General features: G+C 69.0%; 17 protein-coding genes, 1 tRNA gene and 2 pseudogenes. 12 read left to right on the top strand and 8 right to left on the bottom strand.

Translation table 11 applies throughout. The annotated features are described in order from the left end of the window. Positions 1–42: 42 nt before the first annotated feature. Positions 43–699 carry a hypothetical protein gene (locus ACFWZ5_RS23480; RefSeq protein ID WP_384804645.1) on the bottom strand — a complete coding sequence of 219 codons (657 nt, stop codon included), beginning with the start codon at positions 697–699 and terminating at the stop codon, positions 43–45. Positions 700–1,303: 604 nt separating this feature from the next. Here ACFWZ5_RS23480 and ACFWZ5_RS23475 point away from each other — a divergent pair. From ACFWZ5_RS23475 to ACFWZ5_RS23460, 4 genes and pseudogenes are all read left to right on the top strand, one after another. Beyond that, positions 1,304–1,828, top strand: a complete 525-nt coding sequence (locus ACFWZ5_RS23475; protein ID WP_384804647.1) for a DUF6879 family protein — start codon at positions 1,304–1,306, stop codon at positions 1,826–1,828. After that, positions 1,818–2,578, top strand: a pseudogene (locus ACFWZ5_RS23470) (Scr1 family TA system antitoxin-like transcriptional regulator). Before ACFWZ5_RS23475 ends, ACFWZ5_RS23470 begins: the two are co-directional and overlap by 11 nt. A 14-nt stretch (positions 2,579–2,592) precedes the next feature. Beyond that, positions 2,593–2,730 (top strand): annotated as a pseudogene (locus ACFWZ5_RS23465) (DUF397 domain-containing protein); the annotation flags it as partial. Positions 2,731–2,733: 3 nt separating this feature from the next. After that, positions 2,734–3,156 (top strand): hypothetical protein, encoded by a 423-nt coding sequence (locus ACFWZ5_RS23460; RefSeq protein WP_384804663.1) that lies wholly within the window; start codon positions 2,734–2,736, stop codon positions 3,154–3,156. Between the two features lie 3 nt (positions 3,157–3,159). Here ACFWZ5_RS23460 and ACFWZ5_RS23455 read toward each other — a convergent pair whose 3' ends face one another. Continuing rightward, positions 3,160–3,753, bottom strand: coding sequence for an alpha/beta hydrolase (locus ACFWZ5_RS23455; protein WP_384804649.1), 594 nt, complete (start codon positions 3,751–3,753; stop codon positions 3,160–3,162). Between the two features lie 360 nt (positions 3,754–4,113). After that, positions 4,114–4,854 carry a class I SAM-dependent methyltransferase gene (locus ACFWZ5_RS23450; RefSeq protein WP_384804651.1) on the bottom strand — a complete coding sequence of 247 codons (741 nt, stop codon included), beginning with the start codon at positions 4,852–4,854 and terminating at the stop codon, positions 4,114–4,116. A gap of 202 nt (positions 4,855–5,056) precedes the next feature. Between ACFWZ5_RS23450 and ACFWZ5_RS23445 the strand changes: the two genes are divergently transcribed. After that, positions 5,057–5,455: a hypothetical protein gene (locus tag ACFWZ5_RS23445; protein ID WP_384804653.1), complete on the top strand. Its 399-nt coding sequence runs from the start codon at positions 5,057–5,059 to the stop codon at positions 5,453–5,455. A gap of 65 nt (positions 5,456–5,520) precedes the next feature. Here the strand turns inward: ACFWZ5_RS23445 and ACFWZ5_RS23440 are convergent, their stop codons facing one another. After that, the gene (locus tag ACFWZ5_RS23440; RefSeq protein WP_384804655.1) at positions 5,521–5,718 is read right to left on the bottom strand and encodes a DUF397 domain-containing protein; all 198 of its coding nucleotides are present in this window, start codon (positions 5,716–5,718) and stop codon (positions 5,521–5,523) included. 11 nt (positions 5,719–5,729) lie between these two features. Further along, on the bottom strand, positions 5,730–6,551 hold the full coding sequence (locus ACFWZ5_RS23435) for a helix-turn-helix domain-containing protein (protein ID WP_384804657.1): 822 nt from the start codon (positions 6,549–6,551) through the stop codon (positions 5,730–5,732). Between the two features lie 199 nt (positions 6,552–6,750). Between ACFWZ5_RS23435 and ACFWZ5_RS23430 the strand changes: the two genes are divergently transcribed. From ACFWZ5_RS23430 to ACFWZ5_RS23405, 6 genes are all read left to right on the top strand, one after another. After that, positions 6,751–6,981: an ATP-binding protein gene (locus ACFWZ5_RS23430; protein WP_384804659.1), complete on the top strand. Its 231-nt coding sequence runs from the start codon at positions 6,751–6,753 to the stop codon at positions 6,979–6,981. 310 nt (positions 6,982–7,291) lie between these two features. Next, entirely contained in the window at positions 7,292–8,812 is a 1,521-nt protein-coding gene (locus ACFWZ5_RS23425) for a VCBS repeat-containing protein (protein WP_384804661.1), read from the top strand. An 80-nt stretch (positions 8,813–8,892) separates the two neighbouring features. Beyond that, positions 8,893–10,380, top strand: coding sequence for an FG-GAP-like repeat-containing protein (locus ACFWZ5_RS23420; protein WP_384891254.1), 1,488 nt, complete (start codon positions 8,893–8,895; stop codon positions 10,378–10,380). Between the two features lie 145 nt (positions 10,381–10,525). Beyond that, positions 10,526–11,584: a Yip1 family protein gene (locus ACFWZ5_RS23415; RefSeq protein ID WP_384797658.1), complete on the top strand. Its 1,059-nt coding sequence runs from the start codon at positions 10,526–10,528 to the stop codon at positions 11,582–11,584. A gap of 128 nt (positions 11,585–11,712) precedes the next feature. Further along, entirely contained in the window at positions 11,713–12,129 is a 417-nt protein-coding gene (locus ACFWZ5_RS23410) for a PadR family transcriptional regulator (RefSeq protein ID WP_384797655.1), read from the top strand. After that, positions 12,116–12,703 (top strand): HAAS signaling domain-containing protein, encoded by a 588-nt coding sequence (locus ACFWZ5_RS23405; protein WP_384797652.1) that lies wholly within the window; start codon positions 12,116–12,118, stop codon positions 12,701–12,703. The genes ACFWZ5_RS23410 and ACFWZ5_RS23405 overlap by 14 nt, the downstream gene beginning before the upstream one ends. A 39-nt stretch (positions 12,704–12,742) precedes the next feature. On the opposite strand, the gene ACFWZ5_RS23400 is transcribed toward ACFWZ5_RS23405, so the two are convergent. The 3 genes from ACFWZ5_RS23400 to ACFWZ5_RS23390 form a co-directional block, all read right to left on the bottom strand. Continuing rightward, on the bottom strand, positions 12,743–13,240 hold the full coding sequence (locus tag ACFWZ5_RS23400; protein WP_384797649.1) for a phosphoribosyltransferase: 498 nt from the start codon (positions 13,238–13,240) through the stop codon (positions 12,743–12,745). A gap of 8 nt (positions 13,241–13,248) precedes the next feature. Further along, on the bottom strand, positions 13,249–13,824 hold the full coding sequence (gene dcd / locus ACFWZ5_RS23395) for a dCTP deaminase (protein ID WP_121787742.1): 576 nt from the start codon (positions 13,822–13,824) through the stop codon (positions 13,249–13,251). Positions 13,825–13,909: 85 nt separating this feature from the next. Next, entirely contained in the window at positions 13,910–14,092 is a 183-nt protein-coding gene (locus ACFWZ5_RS23390) for a hypothetical protein (RefSeq protein ID WP_384797646.1), read from the bottom strand. A 258-nt stretch (positions 14,093–14,350) separates the two neighbouring features. On the opposite strand from ACFWZ5_RS23390, the gene ACFWZ5_RS23385 reads away from it, so the two are divergent. Next, a tRNA-Gly gene (locus ACFWZ5_RS23385) sits at positions 14,351–14,424 on the top strand. The last annotated feature ends 14 nt before the right edge of the window (positions 14,425–14,438 follow it).

The following is a 14,438-nucleotide window of genomic DNA, read 5'->3' as shown; positions in this document are numbered from 1 at the left end:
GAGCCGGACCGGCTCCGTGCCCGCACGCCCACAAGCCACCTGCTACCAGGGCAGGTTGTGGAAGCCGACGCTCTCCTTGATCGGCCCGTCGTAGCGGATCTTCTTGGTGATGCCGTCGAAGATCAGCAGACGGGTCTGCTTGAAGAGGCAGATGTTGTTCTCGTTGATGTACAGCGCCGCGTCGAGGTCGGTCTGGTAGTACGGCGGGATGTCCTCGAAGAGGGGGTGCTGCGCGATCAGGCCGTCGTAGATGAGCTTGTTGTTGTCGACGGGGCTGATGACGGACACGCGGTTGGCGACCTCGCTGGAGCCTTCGGGCTTCCCCGCGAACAGGAAGAGCTCGTAGATGCTCCGGGACAGGATGGCCTCGATGAGCTCGACGTCCTTCGGGACGTTCTGGAAGGTCGAGTACTCCTTGAAGGGGCCGTCGAAGCCGGTCTCGGCCGTCTCCAGGTTGAAGACCACGAGGTTGTCCTTGTTGAAGAGGCGCACTTCCTCCTCGCTGACGAACTGGGCCGTCTCGACCGAGGAGGCGACGGTGGGCGGCAGGTCGCGGTAGGGCGGGTAGCCCGTGATGGGACCGTCGTAGACGAGGTTGTAGTTGTTGCCGGGGTCGATGATCGCGAGCCGGTTGTCCCGGTACTTGAAGACCTGGAGTTCGCGACTGCTGCGGAGTTTCGCTGTGTCGATGCGTGTCACGGTCTTCTCCCTCTTTGCTGCTTCGCGGAAGTGGAAGGTGCGACGCTACGGAGCGGACGGTTCTCCTTGCAGAGGCAGAGCGGAATGGGCGGGAACAGGTCGGCACCTTTCCTGAACCCAGAACTGGCAGTACTCCCACCGAATTCAAGAACATCCCGCTCTTCAGGCAACGGAATGGACACTACTGCGCACCGTCCGCACCGCCAGACTCGTTTTCGGCCTTCCCGCGACGGAACACGCGATACGTTTGATAATTGGTGGGCCCATTGTGCGGCTTGCGCCAACGGTTGCGTACCGCATCTGGCGTGATGAAAAAGCCCGGGCCGAAATTTTCGTGACGGGATTCCACTCCGCCGGATCAGGACTGCGGCGCGACCGGTGAAGACCGCCGGATCTTCGAGTTTGCGTTCGTAGCGGCACCGCGGACGACGGACGACCGGGCGGGACCCTCGTGATCGTCTACCCGACAACACGAATATTGACGATGCGCCATGGACCGGGCGCCCCGGCCTGCCCTAGCGTCCTTCAGCATCAGGAGGCGACTCTGCGCACCACGGTGAGGCCCTGGTGGAGATCCCCGAGCACGTACTGAAGGAGGCCGTCCGTGCTCTTGGATGGTGAGGACTGGCGCAGGTTCTTCGACACCTTCGAGCGCGAGGCCTGGCGGTTCGAGGCGCAAGCCACCTACACCATGCCCAGGGAGCAGGAGAACGTCGCCCGCTTCCTGCGGGGCGAGGACAAACCAGTCGACCACAATGCCCGCTGGCACGACCGGGTACGCGGATACGTCGAATCCGGCAAGCGCGTCGGCCGCGTCCGCATCGTGCGCCAACCGCTCACCGACTACCAGCGGTATCAATTCGCATGGGGCATCCCCGGCAACATCGCGGCCGGTGAGGACATCCGCGTCCTGGACGTGACGCGGGAGGACTACGGATTGCCGCTCACCGGGCGCGACTGGTGGCTTTTCGACGGCACCCGCATCGCCCATCTCAACTTTCGCCCGGACGGTACGCAGATCAACCGCGAGGCATACGAGGGTGATCCGGCGCCCTATCGGGAGTGGAGACGAATCGCCCTGGAACACGCCGTTCCCTTCAAGGAGTACGTAAAGGGCTTTGACGTTTGACCCTGGGCAGCTGGGCCAGTCGAAAGCTGACCTGGCGGAGAAAATCCGCACGATGCGGAAGCGAGCCGGCCGTACACAGGTCTGGCTCGCTCGACGCTGCAACATGTCCCAAACCAAGCTCAGCACCATCGAAACCGGCCGGGTCACGCCGAGCCTTGTCGATGTGGAGCTGATTCTCAGGGCCCTTGACGCGCCTCCGGAACTCGTGTCGGAGGTGGCCACGCTCGCACGACTCGCCCATACGGAGTGGCAGGGCAAGCGGGCATCGTGGCGTAGGGGGTTGGACAAGCGGCAAGCGGAATTGGCGAGCCTCGAAGCGGAGGCCACGGCACTCCGCTACTTCCTGCCCGCCATGTGACGGGCCTCCTGGCCACGCCCGAGTACATCAGGGCCAGCCTCGGCCACTCGCCGGTGGATACTTCCCGGACGGTGGCCAGGAAGCTGGAGAGGCAGGCGGTCCTTTACGACCCCACGAAGCGATTCACGTTCCTGCTGACCGAGCAAGCCGTGAAATGGGCCGTGGTCCCACATGCTGCGATGGCCATACAGATCGACCGCCTCGTATCGATATCCCATCTCCGCAACGAACGACTGGCAACCGTAGAGACCTTCACAGGGCGCATGGTGTTTCAGGATGCCAGGGACATCTCGGAACACCTGGAAGTGTTCAACCTGCACGAGGGCGTTGCCCTGTTCGGTGACGAGGCCAGAGAAGCGCTCAGGGAATGGTCTAGCGCTTTCCGCTCGTGATCTTTTACCCGGCAATGGGAGCCGACCTGTACGCGCTCGATATTTCCGGGGCCGCTTTCGTGAGGGCGTGCGGTGGCCCGTGCACCGAGGGGTGCGTGACCCTCGCCCGGATCGGTGAGGGCACGTGGGCGCTCGCCGACAGCAAGCGGCCCGGCATGGCGCTGCATCCGGACCCGCCACCCTCACCGGCCCCCGGCGACGCCGCCGCCCAACGCCTCGCGGAGCGGTATCGCGAGGTGGTGGCGGAGTTCCGTACGACAGGTCTGCCGCCGCTGGAGACCTCGTACTGGCTCATCAAGCCGCGCTCGCTGGTGAGTGGTACGTGGGACGAGGCGAAGAAGGCCGCGGCCTGGCTGGCGGAACGGCTCGCGGAGTACGCGCCCCGGTTCGCCTCGGCGGCGGAGCGGGACACCGCGTACTTGGCGATGCTGGCCAACTCCGCTGCCGAGCGGCTCTGCCGGGGCGGCGACGTATCCCACGGCTTCTACCTCGAACGGCCCGCATTTCTGTCGGTGTCTCTGGTGTGCTGCTCCCAGAACCGGACAGTTCCTGTCCTGGATTGTCCACTCAGGTGGTGAAGCTCAACGGCGAAGAGATCCAACGAAGTGGTCCAGGCGTGCGATGACTTGCCGTACTACCTCGACGGATCCCGTTGCGTCGTGTGCGAGTTCCAGGGCGTGGTCGGCCTCGGGGATCTCCAGCACCTCGTGCTGGCGTAGGGACTCGGCCACCCGTGCGTCCCACAGTTCGTCGGCGCTCCCGCCTACGAGGAGGGTCGGTGCCTCGGCCTTCTGGAGGGCGCGGGCCACGTGGTCGACGGTCAGGACAGGCGTGAGCCAGGCCGCCGCCATGTTCCGCTCGGCCGCGAGGCCGCAGGCGAGCGAGCCCAGGGACTTGCCGACGATGAGGTCGCAGGCCCCGGCCTCGGCATCCATGGCCTGGGCGACCTCCCGCTCCACCCACGCGATCCGCTCCTCCTCCGTGAACCGCGAGAAGTCATCGGGGATCCGCCACCACAGCTCCTGCACCGTCCAGCCGTGCTGGAGGAGCACGGCCCGGGCGAAGTGCAGCAGCGGCCTGGCGGGCGAGTATCCGACACCCGGAACGACCAGTGCGACACGGTCACTTGAGCCTTCGAATCGGCTGGGCGCGGCGAAGGGCGAGGGATCAGTCATGCGCGCAGGCTACGTGCGGGACGCCCCACACACATCACACCCTCACCACACGCCGGACGGGCTATTCATAGCCCGTCCGGCGTTTGAGGACGAGCGCGCAGCGCGGATAAGAGGGGTCCTAGGGGCGGATCCCCTAGTTTCGGGAAGGGGCGGGTCAGGGGCGCCCCCGAGAGGCAAACCCGGGAACCCGGACACAGCGAAGGCCCCCTCGAAGTGAGGGGGCCTTCGTTTATGGAGCGCCCGGCAGGCCTTGCACCTGCATTTCCCATCGGATGATGGACGTCTTTCCTTGGACCACAGACGCGTGACTCCCGTGCCCTGCACCGGAGTTACACCATGATCGTACACGACTGGCGGAGCTTACGGTTTGTGGGTGACCCAGAGCAGTTCCGCCGGCCAGCGGTGTGCCCAGTCGGGTGGGTCGGTTTCGTTGTAGCCGTTGGGTGTTCCGCGTGTGGGCCGCGGCTCGATGAGGTCGTCGATGAGGAGGCCCGCGCCGCGCAGGACCCTGACCCAGTCGCCGTAGGTGAGCTGATAGCTGGTCGCGCCGTCGCCTTCGGCGATGGCGTTCAGCCCGAAGTAGTCCCGCTGGAGCCTCGTGGTCACGCGGCTTGCGGTCTCGTCGTAGCAGGCTTCGAACCAGGGGCTGGCGACGTTGAACACCAGGCGCCCGCCTCGCGCCAGGACGCGTGCGGCCTCCGGGACGGCCAGGTGAGGGGGCGCCCAGCTGAGCCCGCCGAAGTCGCAGAACACCAGGTCGAAGGTGTCGTCAGCGAAGGGGAGCTGTTCGGCGGCGCCTTGCACCAGCGAGTAGCGGTCCGCTCCCATCGCGCGCGTCGCCGCCGCGAGTTGGGCCTCTGACAGGTCGATCCCGACCACGGTCGCGCCCTCGGCGGCCAGCGCCCTTGACCACTGGCCGGCGCCGCAGCCGAGTTCGAGGACGCGCTTGCCGGTGACGTCGCCCAGGGCGTCCAGGTGCGCGTCGGGGATGGAGTACATGCCCCACAGCCGGGGCGCGGCGCCGATCTGCGGGTCGTGCTCCTGCTGGTAGGAGCTGCTGATCCGGTTCCAGAGCCGCCGGTTCGCGGGGATGCTGTCCACCCGCCGACTCCAGCACCGCCTGCCGAGGGCGGTCAACAGGATTAGGGGGTCCTGCGTCCCCTTCACGCATTCCAGGGGCCCCACGTTTCCCCTGGTCAGGGGCCATTCCAGTGTTCCGGCGTCCCACATCCCTTGTCCGGCATGGCGGCTGGGACGGATCACCCCACACGCTTCAGCCAGCCAAGACGAGGAGAAGTTGTTCATGCTCAGGAACACCATCAAGCGAGCCCTGGCCACCACGGCCACCGCCGTCACCCTGGCCGGCGGCCTGGGACTCGCCACCGCGGGCACGGCCTCGGCCGACGACCCCGGGTGCTACAGCAGCGGCGGCAAGACCGCGTGCATCGGGGAGAGCGGCGGCTACACCGTCGCGAGCGCGTACACCGATTTCGCGTCCAACGCCTGCACGGTCGACGTCGTCCTGTGGAACGAGCGGACCGGCGAGAACTGGCACCAGTGGTCCAGGTGCGGATCGGGCCACACGTACTACGCCGGTCCCAGTGTGCCCAGGGACGGCGGCGTGTACCGCCCCGAACTGCGGGTGTACTGGGACGGCGGCAGCGGCTACGAGAGCCAGACCGGCCCTGCCACCGCGGGCTGAGCCTGCCGCCAGCCACCGGATCGGCCACGGAGCTTGGGCGTGGCCGATCCGGTCGGCGAGCCGCCCTAGGCGTCGATGACGTGCGGGCCACGCACCCGGCGTATGAGCGCGGCGAGGCCCTCCGGGGTGGTGCGCAGGTGACGAGCGGGCTCGTCGCTCTCTCGGAGGAGGACGACGTCCGCCTGGGCGGCGAGCTCAACGCAGTTGGCACTCTCCTCTTCGCCGGAGAACGAGGACTTCTGCCAAGGGCGGGCATCTGCCATGTCGGGGCCTTTCACATGTGCCGAACCAGGTGGTGGACGAATTCCCTCGACTCTATGACCCCCAGCGCCAACTTCTTCACCTCGACGAACGCTGCCCGGTACCGGTCGAGCTGCGCCTCCGCATCCAGAAAGGTGCTTCCGTGCGGGCTGTCCATCAGAACGGTGTCCAGCTGTGGGACAGGGCCGCTCAGGATCAGTGGGGCGTAACCGATGTTGAAGTCGTCTACATCGAACGGTACTACCCGCAGCGTCACTTGCGGCCGTTCGGCCTGATCCAGAATGTGCAGCAGCTGCCGTCGGGCGACCCCTCGATCGGCTCTCCTGACACGTAGGGCCGCCTCATGGATAACGGCCTCGTACGCGAAGTCGTCCCGGTCAAGAACTTCCTGGCGTCGCAGGCGGAATCGCGTACGCAGCTCACGCTGCTCCGCAGCCATCTCTCGTGCACCACGGCCGTAGATCGCTCGCACTTGTTCATCGGTCTGCAAAAGGCCCGGGATGTGCACCATCTCGAATGTCCTCAAGCATGTGGTGTGGTGCTCCAGCTCAGCGATGTCGAGGAACCCTCGGGGGAGCAGTCCGCGATACTCCTCCCACCAACCGCGCCCCCGCTCAGTCGCCATAACAGCCAGCGCGTCGACGAGCGGGGTGTCCCCGACTTCGTAATGAGTGGCCAGGAACCGGACGCGTGCCGCACTCACACCCACTCGTGCGGTTTCGATGTTGGAGAGCTTGGACTCGTTGATCCCTGTCGAGCGAGCCGCCTCCCGAAGGCCGAGTCCCGCCTGCTCCCGTAGCTTGCGCAGCTCCTTACCCAGGCGCTCCTGGCGCACCGTGATGACACTCCTAGCGACCATGTGCCCCTGCTTTCACGTGAGTTGAGGCCACGATAATCCGGGAGTAGCTTGACCCGGGTCAAGCTACTCCCCTACCGTGAGTGACGCACCACACACCCGCGGAAGCGCACCACGGCACGCTGCCATGACGAGCCACCGCACCCCCACACACCTCCCCGCCCACCCGGGAGCACCCATGCCCACCAACTGGGAGTACACCCTCCACATCCCCCACGACCCCCGCGCCGTCGCCGTCGCCCGGCACACGCTCGCCCACATCCTCACCACCCACCACCTCACCCCCCTCCTCGACCCGGCCCAACTCCTCACCTCCGAACTCCTCGGCAACGCCATCCGCCACACGAACGGCCCCGCCGCAATGAAGGTCGGCCAGCGCGGCGGCGCCGGGCTCCGCCTGGAGGCGTGAGACACCGACCCCACCCCACCCGCCACACACCGGCCCCCGGGGCAGGAGAGCGGAAACGGGCTGCACCTCGTCAACGCCTACGCCGACACCTGGGGTTGGACCCGGCTCGACGCGACCCACGGCAAATACGTGTGGTGCGAGCTCGGCCCCAACTCCCCATAACGACAACATAACTTCACCCCGCCCCCACACAACCCCCACACCCCATCGGCGGTCTCCCCTACCCCAAGGTCCAGGCCAACGCACAAGCAAACGCCCGGACCACACCTCGCAAACGCATCCGCGACAACACCGCAGGAGAGATCACCGCATGGCTCAGCGCAAGCGCACCGCCTCCCGCGACACCCGCCCCCACAGACCCGGCCGCCGCGCGCTGCGACTGGCCGCCGCCACGGCCACCGTCGCCTTGACGGGGAGTCTGCTCACCGTCGCCGTACCGACCGCGACGGCGGCACCCCGCGCCGCGCTCCCGGCGTCGGACGCCGACTTCGACAACGACGGCCGCGCCGACGTCGCGACCGCGGCCTCGTTCGCGTACGTCAACGGCAAGGAGCGCGCCGGCGCCGTCGTCGTGACGTACGGGAAGGAGGGCGGCGTCGGCCGCAGCGTCTCGTACTCGCAGCACAGCCCCGGTGTGGACGGGGCCGCCGAGAGCGGGGACCACTTCGGCAGCGACCTGGCGTACGGGGACTTCGACCGGGACGGCTACGACGACCTCGCGGTCGGCGTGGCCGGGGAGGACGTCGGCCGGGACAAGGACGGCGGCTCGGTGCAGATCCTGTGGGGCTCGGCGAGCGGCCTGAAGGGCGGCAGCACGCTGAAGGACCCGCGCCCGTCGAAGCACGACTTCTTCGGCGGATACCTGGAGGCCGCCGACTTCGACGGCGACAAGAAGACCGACCTGGCCATCGGCACCGGCAGCACGGCGACCGTGGACATCCTGCGCGGCGGCTTCACGCGCAGCGGCGCGACCGGCGGCCGCTACACGGTCACGCCCCGCATCCACGGCAACGGCCAGGTCGGCGTGCAGAACCTGCACTCGGGCGACGTCAACGGCGACGGCAGCGAGGACCTGATCGTCAACGGGTACGAGAACGACACCCAGCGCGGCTACAACGCCAACTGGTGGATACCCGGCTCCCGTTCGGGCCTCAAGGTGTCCGGCGCCAAGAAGCTGCTGCCCGGCGTCATCACCGACCTGGGCGACGTCAACAAGGACGGCGAGGACGACATCGTCATCGGCAACTTCTGGGACAGCGGCATCCCGGGCGCGGCCAAGGGCGGCGCCGTACACGTGGTGCTCGGCACCTGGCGCGGCCCGAGTGCCCAGGACCGCTACCGGATCACCCAGGACACCGACGGCGTCCCCGGCAGCGGCGAGAAGGGCGACTCCTTCGGCAACGAGCTCGACCTCGGCGACATCAACGGCGACGGCCTCCTGGACCTCGTCGTGGGCGCCCCCGGCGAGACCGTCGACGGCGTCAAGGACGCCGGCGCGGTGACCGTGCTGTGGGGCAGCAGCAACGGCTCGGACGGCATCCTCATCACCGGCGACGGCGCGAAGCTGCTCACGCAGAACACGCCCGGCGTGCCGAACGCCGACGAGCGGCACGACTTCCTCGGCACCGACGTCCACGTCGACGACCTGAACGGTGACGGCCGCGGGGACGTCGTACTCGGCGCCTACGGCGAGAACCGCGGCAACGGCGCCGTGTACCCGCTCCTCACCCAGGAGGACGGCAGCCTCAGGGGCACCTCCGGCATCTACCCCGGCACGGCCGGCATCCCGGCCACGGGCACCCCCCGCCTCGGCTCCAGCTTCGCCGACTGACGCACGGCGCCACAACCTTTGGCCAACTCCGGATGTCCCACACGTGAAGACCTCGCGTCACCCGAAGAGTTGGAGCACCCGTGCGCGCAAGAACCCTCGCCCTGGCCGCCGCCACCGCCCTCGCGGCGACCGGCCTCACCCTGCCGGTCGCCGTGGCCGCGGGCGCGGCCCCCGCGGCCCCCGCGGACGCCACCAAGCCCGCGAAGGCCGACTTCAACGGCGACGGCTACGAGGACCTCGCCGTCGGCGTCCCCTCCGCGACCGTCAGCGGCAAGGCGAAGGCCGGGTACGTGAACGTGGTCTGGGGCGGGCCCAAGGGCCTGGCCGCCAAGGACAACGTACGGATCAGCCAGGCCACGGCCAACGTGATCGGCACCCCGGAGGCGGGCGACCGCTTCGGCGCTGCCGTCGCCGTGACGGACGTGGACGGCGACGGCTACACGGACCTGGCCATCGGCGCGCCCGGCGAGGACTACGACGGCAAGGCCGACGTCGGCAACGTCACCGTCGTCTACGGCAGCAAGACCGGCTTCGAGGACGCCAACAGCGCGGGCCGCGGCGCCAAGGCCAAGGACAACCTCGGCAACGCCCTGGCCGCCGGGGACTTCAACGGCGACCAGAAGAACGACCTGGCCATCGGCGCCACCGACAAGGTCCTCGTGAACTTCGACCCGCGCGCCACCAAGCTCGTGCCGGGCACCGGCGACCGCATGGGCGGCCGCGCCCCGGTCCTCGGCACCGGCGACTTCAACGGCGACGGCCGCACCGACGTGGCCGTGACGTACTACACCAAGCAGCAGCCGTACACCCAGTCCCACGTGCAGCTCCTCGGCTACTACGAGCCGGAGAAGCGCATGGCGTCCTTCTGGAACAACAGCAACGCCACCCCCTCCGCCTTCGCCGCCGGTGACTTCAACGGCGACGGCCTCGACGACCTCGCCTTCGGCAACTGCCGCGAGATCGCCGACGAGAACATCGACGACCCGTGCGGCCCCGAGGAGCTCACCAAGGGCGGCGGCGTCCACATCCGCTACGGCAGCCCCAACGGCTCCTTCGGCGCCCGCGCGCAGACCCTCAACCAGGACACCCCGGGCGTCCCGGGCGTCGCCGAAACGGGTGACGGGTTCGGCCAGGCCGTCGCGGCCCGCGACGTCAACGGCGACGGCCGCGACGACCTGATCGTCGGCGCGCCCGGCGAGGCCATCGGCGCCAAGAAGAACGCGGGCAGCGTCACCGTCCTGTACGGCGGCAAGAAGGGCATCCTCGACGCGGACGACGTGCTCGGCGACGGCGTCGCCAGCGGCTACGCGTACCAGCAGGACACGTACCAGGTCCCCGGCACCGCCGAGACCGGCGACCGCTTCGGCGCCGCCCTCGCCACCGGCGACTACGACAAGGACGGCAAGCCCGACCTGGCCGTCGCGGCCCCCGGCGAGGACGCCTCGGCCGGTGGCGTCTGGACCTCGCCCGGCGCCGTCCCGCCCGGCACCACCACCCTCACCCCCAAGTCCCTGCGCCTGCCGTCCTCTTCGACCCCGCTGACGTACGGCGGCGTCCTCGGCCGCTAGGGACACCGCAGGTCACTGACGCCACCGGGGGCCCTGGGGCCAGCACCTCAGGGTCCCCCTAGGGGTTGTTACAGGTCAGCCGCAAAGCCGCTCTCCTCCACAGGACGGACGCGGGCGCACCGCAGGACCAGGTACGTTCGATTCCGTGGCTGGATTCAGGATCGGACGCGGCGGCCGGGACAACCGCGCACAGCAATCGGGACGCCCCCAGGGACACCAGGGGGGACACCAGGGACCGGGGCAGAGCCCTCAGCAGGGTCCCGGGCAGGCCCCGTACGGACAGCGGCCCCCGCACCAAGGCGGCGGCCAGGCGCCGTACGGCTACCCGCCCGCGCCCTCGTCGCCCCAACCCCCGTACGGCGGCCGACCGCCGCACGCCGGCGGCCGCGGCCAGTACGGCGGCGGTGGCGGCCCCCAGCAGTGGCCGCAGCCCCCGGGCGGCCACGGCGAGCCCGAGTACTTCGGCGGCCAGGGCGGTCACGGTGGCCAGGGCGGGCACGGCGGTCACGGCGCCCCGCAGGGCGGCGGCGGCCACGACCCGTACGCCGCCAACAACCCCGGCCACACCCAGGCCTTCTCCCTGGGCGAGGACCCGTACCCCGGCGACGCGTACACCAGCGGCGACACCTACCGCGCGGGCCAGGCACCGGCGGGCCCCATCGGCCCGAAGCTGCACTGGAAGGACCTGCTGCGCGGCATCGTGCTGCGCCCGGGCCCGACCTTCCTGCAGATGCGGGACTACGCGATGTGGCCCCCGGCCGTCGTCGTCACGTTCCTCTATGGCCTGCTCGCCGTCTTCGGCTTCGACGAGGCCCGCGAGGACGTGCTCAACGCCACGCTGTCCACGGCGATCCCGTACGTCCTGACGACCGGCGTCGCGATCACGATCAGCGCGCTCATCCTCGGCGTCGTCACGCACTCCCTCGCCCGCCAGTTCGGCGGCGACGGCGCCTGGCAGCCGACGGTCGGCCTCTCCATGCTGATCATGGCGATCACGGACGCGCCGCGCGTCGTCGTCGCCCTGTTCCTCGGCGGCGGCAACGGCTTCGTGCAGCTGCTCGGCTGGGCGACCTGGCTCGCGGCGGGCGCGCTGCTCACGATGATGGTGAGCAAATCCCACGACCTGCCGTGGCCCCGCGCCCTCGGCGCGTCCGCGATCCAGCTGCTCGCGATCCTGTCGATCATCAAGCTCGGTACGTTCTGACGCTGCCGCGTACGGCAGCGGGGCCCCGGTGGACGCGTCCACCGGGGCCTTGCTCATGCCTGCCTCCGTCACGTACCTTGCAATGCAATGTTCCAGGCAAAGCAAGGAACCGAAGGGGGGTGAGAGGGATGACTGACCCACTGCCGAAGGCCGACTCGCTGACGAAGGCCGCGAGCCAGCTGCGCAAGGGCGTACTGGAGTACTGCGTCCTCGCCCTGATGCGCGACGGCCCGCGCTACGGCGTGGAGCTGGTGGAGGAGCTCTCCGCCGTCGCCGTGATGACGACGAGCCAGGGCACGATCTACCCGCTCCTGTCCCGACTGCGCCGCGACCGCCTGGTGGACACGGAGCTGCGCGAGTCCCCCAGCGGCCCGCCCCGCCGCTACTACACGCTCACGCCCGAGGGCCGCACGGCGCTCGCGGACTTCCACACGAGCTGGCCCCTCTTCCGGGACGCGGTCGACCACTTCCTGGCCCCGGCGCCCCGCACACCGCACGACCCGTACCACCCGTACGACACGGAGGACCCCCATGAAGGCACCTGACCACGCCCTCATCCTCGCCTACCTGACCGACGTGGCGCGGGCGACCACCGCCCTGGACCCGGCCCGCCGCGCCGAACTCCTCGCCGACCTGCGCGAGCACATAGAGGTCAGCCTCGCCGAGGCGGGCACGCGGGACGACGCGACGGTGCGCGCGGTGCTCGCCCAGCTGGGCGACCCGGTGGCCATCGCGGCGTCGGCGCTCGCGGAGGCGCCGCCGGTGCCGGCCGCCCCCGAGCAGGACCGGCTGCGCACGCGCCTGACGATCCTCGTGCTCGCCTGCACGGGCCCGCTGACCCTGATCGGCGGCCCGCTCGCGATGGTCCTCGCCGCGGCGGTGGGCGTCTATCTCCTGTCCACGTCCACCCGGTGGACCACACGGCAGAAGCTCGCGGGCGGCGCGCTGACGCTGTCGCTCCCGGCCCTGCTCCTCGTCGGCGGCGTCGCGGGCGCGGGCCGCATCGGCCCGATGGAGCTGCTGCTCCTGCTGCTCCTGAACGTGCTGCTGCCGGTGCTCGGCGCGCGCCTCCTGTGGCGCGCGACGCGGAACGCCCGCGCCGTACCGGCGCGGGCGTGATCCCTCGGAGCTCCGTACGAGGTTCCGTACGGGGCTCCGTCAGGCGTCGAGAACCTGCCCGTGCCGCTTCACGACGGGCGGCTCGACGCTCCACGGGAAATTGATCCACTCGTCGGTGCGCTTCCACACGTACTCGCACTTCACGAGCGAGTGGGACTTCTCATAGATCACGGCGGACCGGACCTCGGCGACGTGGTCGAGGCAGAAGTCGTGCACGAGCTTCAGCGTCTTGCCGGTGTCGGCGACGTCATCGGCGATGAGCACCTTCTTGTCGGTGAAGTCGATGGCGCTCGGGACGGGTGCCAGCATGACCGGCATTTCCAACGTGGTCCCCACACCCGTATAGAACTCCACATTCACCAGGTGGATGTTCTTGCAGTCGAGGGCGTACGCGAGACCGCCGGCCACGAAGACACCGCCGCGGGCGATGCTGAGGATGATGTCGGGCTCGTACCCGTCGTCGGCGATGGTCTGGGCGAGCTCGCGGATCGCGCCGCCGAACTTCTCGTACGTAAGGTTCTCGCGCACGTCACTCATGGGGGATGTCACACCTGGGTCCGATGGAAGTTGAGGAAGGAACGGGAGGCGGTCGGCCCGCGCTGGCCCTGGTAGCGCGACCCGTACCGCTCGGACCCGTAGGGGGACTCGGCGGGCGAGGTCAGCCGGAACATGCACAGCTGCCCGATCTTCATGCCCGGCCACAGCTTGATCGGCAGCGTGGCGAGGTTGGACAGCTCAAGGGTCACGTGACCCGAGAAGCCGGGGTCGATGAACCCGGCGGTGGAGTGGGTGACGAGCCCGAGCCGCCCGAGGCTCGACTTCCCCTCGAGGCGCGACGCGAGATCGTCCGGGAGGCTGATGACCTCGTAGGTGGACGCGAGCACGAACTCCCCGGGATGCAGGATGAACGGCTCGTCGCCCTCGGGCTCGACGAGCCGGGTCAGATCCGCCTGCTCGACGGAGGGATCGATATGCGGGTAGCGGTGATTCTCGAACACCCGGAAATACCGGTCGAGCCGCACGTCGATGCTCGACGGCTGCACCATGGATTCGTCATAGGGATCGATCCGTACCCGCCCGGCGTCGATCTCGGCCCGGATGTCCTTGTCTGAGAGAAGCACGCACCGAGGATACGCAGAGCGCGCGGGAAGGCCGCAATTCGCGCATTGCGCCACCCCGCGCGCTCCTGGTATCGGTCCGTCTCCGCTAGCGCTTCTCCAGCTCCACCGGCACGGCGTACCGGAGCCGCGCGCAGCGGGGACAGCGGATGAGCCGGCCGGGGCCGAGCCGGTCGGCCTGCTGCATCGGGAACGAAGCGGTGCTGAAGACGTGCCCCTCGGCACAACGGACGACGGTGCGCTCCATCAAGTCCTTGAGTCCCTTCCCCAAAGCCGTAATTGCGGACGACGAAAGCCACATTACGGGATGAAAGGGACGTCACTCCAGGCGGCACTCCGACCTCGCCGGGACCCCTCACGGGCCCCTCACACCTCCCCCGCGAAGCACCCCACCGTACGCCCCAACTCCCTTTGCGCGCAGTCACGCAGACCCCACACAGCGCAGCCGGGCCCCGGGGCGACGGCGCCCGGGGCCGGGGATGAGGTAGAGTGTGCGACAGTACGAAACCGGTTCAACCGGTGTACTTGTGCGGGTGTAGTTTAATGGTAGAACATCAGCTTCCCAAGCTGAGAGCGCGAGTTCGATTCTCGTCACCCGCTCCATGTGAAACCCCCAG

This window comes from Streptomyces sp. NPDC059003, from assembly GCF_042740445.1.
Taxonomy (GTDB): Bacteria; Actinomycetota; Actinomycetes; order Streptomycetales; family Streptomycetaceae; genus Streptomyces.
Note: the sequence above shows the minus strand (reverse complement) of the source record. Positions and strands in the feature narration are given on the sequence as shown.

Excerpts from the sequence above, each read along its gene's own strand:
- ACFWZ5_RS23460 (WP_384804663.1), top strand. The coding sequence starts at position 2,734 with ATGGCGCTGCATCCGGACCCGCCACCCTCACCGGCCCCCGGCGACGCC.
- ACFWZ5_RS23455 (WP_384804649.1), bottom strand. The coding sequence starts at position 3,753 with ATGACTGATCCCTCGCCCTTCGCCGCGCCCAGCCGATTCGAAGGCTCA.
- ACFWZ5_RS23445 (WP_384804653.1), top strand. The coding sequence starts at position 5,057 with ATGCTCAGGAACACCATCAAGCGAGCCCTGGCCACCACGGCCACCGCC.
- ACFWZ5_RS23440 (WP_384804655.1), bottom strand. The coding sequence starts at position 5,718 with ATGGCAGATGCCCGCCCTTGGCAGAAGTCCTCGTTCTCCGGCGAAGAG.
- ACFWZ5_RS23430 (WP_384804659.1), top strand. The coding sequence starts at position 6,751 with ATGCCCACCAACTGGGAGTACACCCTCCACATCCCCCACGACCCCCGC.
- ACFWZ5_RS23425 (WP_384804661.1), top strand. The coding sequence starts at position 7,292 with ATGGCTCAGCGCAAGCGCACCGCCTCCCGCGACACCCGCCCCCACAGA.
- ACFWZ5_RS23410 (WP_384797655.1), top strand. The coding sequence starts at position 11,713 with ATGACTGACCCACTGCCGAAGGCCGACTCGCTGACGAAGGCCGCGAGC.
- ACFWZ5_RS23405 (WP_384797652.1), top strand. The coding sequence starts at position 12,116 with ATGAAGGCACCTGACCACGCCCTCATCCTCGCCTACCTGACCGACGTG.
- ACFWZ5_RS23400 (WP_384797649.1), bottom strand. The coding sequence starts at position 13,240 with ATGAGTGACGTGCGCGAGAACCTTACGTACGAGAAGTTCGGCGGCGCG.